This is a genomic window from Nostoc sp., assembly GCF_036917755.1.
Taxonomy (GTDB): domain Bacteria; phylum Cyanobacteriota; class Cyanobacteriia; order Cyanobacteriales; family Nostocaceae; genus Nostoc.
Genome location: NZ_JBALFC010000046.1, coordinates 1 through 5887, shown reverse-complemented (window position 1 = coordinate 5887; position 5887 = coordinate 1). Strand labels below are relative to the sequence as shown.

5 protein-coding genes are annotated in these 5887 nt (G+C 48.3%); all 5 read left to right on the top strand.

All coding sequences use genetic code 11. The features are described 5' to 3' along the window. The first annotated feature begins 79 nt into the window (after positions 1-79). The 5 genes from V7L05_RS11485 to V7L05_RS11465 all read left to right on the top strand — a co-directional run bounded on the left by V7L05_RS11485 (position 80) and on the right by V7L05_RS11465 (position 5799). Positions 80-346, top strand: a complete 267-nt coding sequence (locus V7L05_RS11485; protein ID WP_335164275.1) for an aldo/keto reductase — start codon at positions 80-82, stop codon at positions 344-346. 499 nt (positions 347-845) lie between these two features. Next, the gene (locus V7L05_RS11480; RefSeq protein WP_335164274.1) at positions 846-1469 is read left to right on the top strand and encodes a (2Fe-2S)-binding protein; all 624 of its coding nucleotides are present in this window, start codon (positions 846-848) and stop codon (positions 1467-1469) included. Further along, positions 1456-2439 carry an FAD binding domain-containing protein gene (locus V7L05_RS11475; protein WP_335164273.1) on the top strand — a complete coding sequence of 328 codons (984 nt, stop codon included), beginning with the start codon at positions 1456-1458 and terminating at the stop codon, positions 2437-2439. Before V7L05_RS11480 ends, V7L05_RS11475 begins: the two co-directional genes overlap by 14 nt. Continuing rightward, positions 2436-4649, top strand: coding sequence for a xanthine dehydrogenase family protein molybdopterin-binding subunit (locus V7L05_RS11470; RefSeq protein ID WP_335164272.1), 2214 nt, complete (start codon positions 2436-2438; stop codon positions 4647-4649). The genes V7L05_RS11475 and V7L05_RS11470 overlap by 4 nt, the downstream gene beginning before the upstream one ends. Before the next feature lie 220 nt (positions 4650-4869). Beyond that, on the top strand, positions 4870-5799 hold the full coding sequence (locus V7L05_RS11465) for a cation diffusion facilitator family transporter (protein ID WP_335164271.1): 930 nt from the start codon (positions 4870-4872) through the stop codon (positions 5797-5799). The last annotated feature ends 88 nt before the right edge of the window (positions 5800-5887 follow it).

The following is a 5887-nucleotide window of genomic DNA, read 5'->3' as shown; positions in this document are numbered from 1 at the left end:
TGTTCCGCTTTCAGGAATCTTTTTACTGGCATGATGCACACACCCTTGGTTTATCTTGTTGCTATTTTATGCGACTTAAATGTGGAACAGCTTAGTAGAGCAAGTCAAGGCAATTGCCACCGAAAAAGGAGTAACTTCTAGTCAGCTTGCACTAGCATGGCTTTTGGCTCAAGGAGAAGATATTGTGCCAATTCCTGGTACAAAACGCCGTACTTACTTGGAGGAGAATATTGCAGCTACCGAAATCACCCTGACTGAACAAGAGTTGAATCGACTTGAAGCAGTTGCACCAAAAGATATAGCAGCAGGCGATCGCTACCCTGACATGACTACTGTTAACCGTTGATCCATCTGAGTGCTGGAGTCTTTTTTCTAGTTCTGCTTTTGATCAGCGTCGGCATTGCTCCCCTTTCCTCTACAAAGGGCGGCACATTCCGGTGATTTGTCTTTTCGCCCTAGCTTCAAGGCTGGGGCGATCGCTTTTCTTTTCCTTTCACCGTGCCAATTTTAGATTTTATCTAAATAATTATAGATGACTATATAGGACTCGTATTTGATTTTTGAAAAAAACCAGTACACCCCGAAAAGGCTTCTTCTCCACTCCCTACTCCCTACTCCCTACTCCCTGTCTATGCAAATAATTTCAAAAATCAAAGCAGACTGCTATAGATGAGACTTATGACATAAATCTTCTGATAGAGAGACGATCACAAGATGAAATTGTATTCTATTAACAATGTCATTTTGAGAAAAATGCTTCTAATAAAAAGTGGTTTTCTATAAAGAATTGAAGTCAAGAGAATTACTCAATATTATTACCAACAAAAACAGAATGGAGTAAACAAATGAGGTTTGTCCTAAGACGCCGCAGGTTGGGTCAATTGATGGTCGTCAGCACAGTAGCAGCTACGATCGCTAATTTTGTAGGGAAAGCTGTAGCACAAACTCAAGTCAAAAAAACTACTCCAATGCTGACAACTTCGACACCTGAGACGATGAAGGTAACGCTGCAAGTGAACGGAACAGCACATACTTTGCAGATTGAACCGCGTGTTACGTTACTTGATGCACTTCGGGAATACATCGGGCTAATTGGTACTAAAAAAGGTTGTGATCACGGTCAGTGCGGTGCTTGCACGGTGCTGGTTGATGGGCAACGGATTAATTCCTGCCTGACATTTGCGATTATGCACACTGACGCCGCGATCGCAACTATTGAAGGGCTGGAGCAAGGAAACAATTTGCACCCGATGCAAGCCGCGTTTGTTGCCCACGATGCGTTTCAGTGCGGCTATTGCACACCGGGACAGATTTGTTCGGCGGTGGGTTTAGTCAACGAAGGACACGCTAAATCCGATGCTGACATTCGGGAACTGATGAGCGGCAATATCTGCCGTTGTGGTGCTTATCCAAATATCGTGGCTGCTGTCCGCGATGTCTTAGAGGGGAAAAAAGATGCAGCCGTTTAGTTATAAGAAAGCAGGACAAGCAGAGAATGCCGTGGCGTTGGTCGCCCCAGAGGTGCAAGCTGCTTACTTGGCAGGGGGTACAAGCTTAATTGATTTGATGAAGCTGAATGTACAGACCCCAAGAGAGTTGGTTGATATTAACCCACTACCGCTAACCAAGATAGAAATCCAAGGTAACGGTGTACGGATTGGGGCAATGGCACGTAATAGCGATGTTGCCTATGATGCGATAATTCGGGAGCGTTATCCGGTGCTGTCGGAGGCGTTGCTGTCTGGGGCATCACCGCAACTGCGAAACATGGCGACAGTAGGCGGAAATTTGCTGCAACGTACCCGTTGTTACTACTTCCGCGACACAGCTTTTCCCTGCAATAAGCGCGTTCCCGGTTCAGGTTGTCCGGCAATCGAGGGTTACAACCGGATTCACGCGATTTTCGGCGGAAGCGATCGCTGTATTGCCACCCATCCCTCCGATATGGCTGTGGCAATGATCGCACTGGATGCAGTTGTGCAAACACGCGGGCCGAATGGAGAGCGCAGTATTCCCCTCGCCGATTTTCATCTTCTACCTGGCGATACACCAGAACGGGAGACAGTTTTACAACACGGAGAGTTAATAGTTGCCGTTGACATACCGGCTTCAAACTTTGCGAAGCGATCGCACTATTTAAAAGTCCGCGATCGCGCCTCCTATGCCTTTGCAATGACATCGGCTGCGGCGGCGCTGGATATTCAAAATGGGATTATTCGCTCGGCACGCATTGCTCTTGGTGGTGTGGGAACAAAGCCCTGGCGTGCCTACGAAGCTGAAAAAGCACTTTTGAACAAACCCGCAAATCAGGCAACATTTCAAGCAGCAGCGTCAGTTGCGATCGCTGGAGCTAAACCTCAAAAATACAACGGCTTTAAGGTGGAACTGACTAAACGCACAATTGTTAAGGCGCTGACGACAGTGGGAGGAATGGCATGAATACAGGCGATACAAATACAGTTGTCGGCAAACCGCTAAATCGAGTCGATGGACATCTCAAAGTAACGGGTGGCGCACGCTATTCGGCAGAGTTTCCGATAGCAAAAATGACTTATGGAGTCACGATTCAAAGCACGATCGCCAAAGGTAAGATCGCCCAAATCGATACAAAGGCGGCGGAACAAGTACCGGGTGTGATAGCAGTTATTACCCACCTCAACGCACCCAAGGCATCTGGCGAAAAGGGCAACGGTAATAAGCTGCAAGTGCTGCAAGATAACGCTGTGCTTTATAGCGGTCAGCACATTGGTGTTGTGGTTGCCGATACCTTTGAACGAGCTATGTACGCTGCTTCTCTGGTGCAAGTTCGCTATGACGAAGAGAAACCGACCATCAATATGCGAGACAACCTCGCTAAGGCATACTTGCCTAAAGGTAAAATCCCTAAAAATGAGCCGCCTGATTTAGCTCACGGCAATGTCAACCAGGGACTAGCTGCGGCTGCTGTCCGCGTCGAGCAAACTTATACTACACCGATCGAAAATCACAATCCAATGGAGCCTCATGCCACAACAGCAGTTTGGCAAGGCGATGAACTGCTGCTGTATGACGCAACTCAGGGAATCTTTTCGGCTCAACAAAAAGTTGCGGCGGTATTAGGAATTGAGCCAGAGAAAGTCCGCATTATGTCTTACTTTGTTGGCGGTGGCTTCGGTTGCAAAGGGTCGGTTTGGTCGCATGTGCCTCTAGCGGCGATCGCAGCCCGCCAAGTTAATCGCCCAGTGAAATTAGTTCTGGGACGCATACAGATGTATGGGCCTGTCGGCTTCCGACCAGAGACAATTCAACAGGTTTCTCTCGGTGCAACCCGCGAAGGCAAATTGACCGCTCTGCGACACGCTGGGACTTCCCAAACTTCAACTTTCGATGAATTTATCGAACCTGTTGGTAAAAGCGCCCGGATGCTCTACGCTTGCCCGAATATCGAAACCAGCCACCGTCTGGTTCAACTCGATGAAGGAACACCAACCTTTATGCGGGCACCTGGAGAAGCTTCTGGATCGTTCGCCTTAGAATCGGCAATGGACGAACTGGCTTATGCGCTGAATATCGATCCCGTGGAACTGCGTCTGCGTAACCATGCTGATGTCGATCCCAGCAAAGGACTGCCCTGGTCAAGCAAGTCACTCATCCAATGCTACAAATTAGGGGCAGAAAAGTTTGGCTGGCAGAAGCGCAATCCTCAGCCCCGTTCGATGCGAGACGGTAACTATTTGATCGGTTGGGGTATGGCGACAGCTACTTATCCTACCAACCGTTCCCCAGCAGCTGCGATCGCTCAAATTATGGCAGACGGTACAGCCGTAGTGCGGAGCGGTTCGCAAGATATTGGTACGGGAACTTATACTGTGATGACTCAAGTCGCAGCTGAGGCACTCGGTCTACCAGTTAACAAAGTCCGCTTTGAACTAGGCGATACGAAGATGCCAGAAACCCCCGTTTCCGGTGGTTCGCAAACCGCCGCTAGTGTGAGTTCGGCAGTGCATTTAGCGGGAAATCAAGCTCGCAGTCAGCTTTTGCAATTAGCGCTTGCCGATCAAAAATCACCGCTTTATAGTTCAAAGGCTGAAGATGTGATTGCCGAAGATGGCAGCTTTTTCTTAAAAAATAAAGCGTCAGCAACCGAAACTTATGAGGCAATCTTGGCAAGGCATGGAATGAAAATGATCGAAGCGCGTGCAGATGCCAAGCCCGGAGAGGAACAAAAGAAGTTCTCAATGCACGCATTTGGAGCGCAGTTTGCCGAAGTACGCGTTGAACCTGATTTAGGTGAAGTGCGAGTAACGCGCTGGGTGGGAACTTTTGGCGTCGGACGCATACTCAATGGGAAAACAGCCAACAGTCAACTGATCGGTGGGATTATCTATGGTATTGGCATGGCGTTAATGGAACACACAGTAACAGACCCTCATTGGGGGCGCGTTGTCAACCATGATTTAGCTGAGTATCACGTACCAGTGAATGCAGACGTTCCTGATATTCAGGTGCTGTTCGTTGATGAACACGATCCACATATTAACCCGCTTGGTGTTAAGGGAATCGGTGAAATTGGCATTACTGGAAGTGCGGCGGCGATCGCTAACGCTGTCTATCATGCCACAGGTAAGCGCGTCCGTGATTTGCCAATTACATTAGACAAGCTGCTGTAGATAGATTTGCTCCGGCGTAGCCAGCCGTAGGCATCGCCGAAACGATGAAAGCTCAATCACACGATTGGCGATCGCTACATTACCAGTATGAGCAACAAGTTCATATGCGGCAATGATATCCTCTAGTTTGCGAATCAGTAGAAGTCTCAGGGTTGATGACGACTAAAGTAGAATTTGGTACTCTTAGCTCGGAATCACTGTAGTTACGTCCGTGACCGAGATGAGTAGTCGATCAGCCCGCTCCTACGCTTTCTTGTCGATTGCAGCGGCAATCGTCACTATTGCCCTAAAGTTTGGCGCTTACCTGCTAACCGGGTCAGTAGGTTTGCTTTCAGATGCTATTGAGTCAATTGTAAATCTCGTAGCTGCATTGGTCGCTGTATGGGCATTGACCTATGCTGATAAACCAGCCGATGCCGAACACGCCTTTGGGCATTCTAAAGCCGAATACTTCTCCAGTGGTGCAGAAGGTGCGTTGATTATAGTGGCATCCATTAGCATTGCTGTTGAAGCTTGGGGACGGTTGTTGCATCCAGAACCATTAACACAGCTTGGATTGGGGTTGGCACTCTCCCTATTTGCAACCGCAATCAACGGCGTTGTTGCCTTTATCTTGCTACGGGCAGGGCGACGGTTGCGTTCTATTACACTGAGGGCTGATGCTCACCACCTGTTTACCGATGTGGTGACTTCGGGTGGTGTGGTAGTTGGAATCATCCTCGTCAAGGTAACAGGCGCTCTCGTGCTTGATCCAATTGTCGCACTGATAGTAGCAGCAAATATTACTTGGACAGGATTTCGTTTGCTGCGGGAAACCAGTAGCGCGTTACTGGATGCAGCTTTGCCTAAAAAAGAAATTGACGCAATCAAGAGCATCCTTAACGAGTACAAACATCAGGACATTCAGTTCCATGCCTTGCGAACCCGCACTGCTGGAACCCGCCGCTTTGTTTCCTTTCATGTTCTTGTGCCTGGATCTTGGACAGTGCAACAAGGGCATGATTTGTGCGAGATAATTGAGCTTGCTATTCTTCGGGTACTGCCTTCAACCCACGTTACAACTCACTTGGAACCTGTAGAAGATCCAGTTTCTTGGGACGATTTGGAGTTGGAGCGTCCGACCAATCAGCAAATGCAAGATATGAAATAGTGCGATTCGTTGATTAGTGAATCACGGGAGTCAGCCCGTACATAACTAATCCAGCCTGACAGCAGATTACTGTCACTTAAAGGCTGAA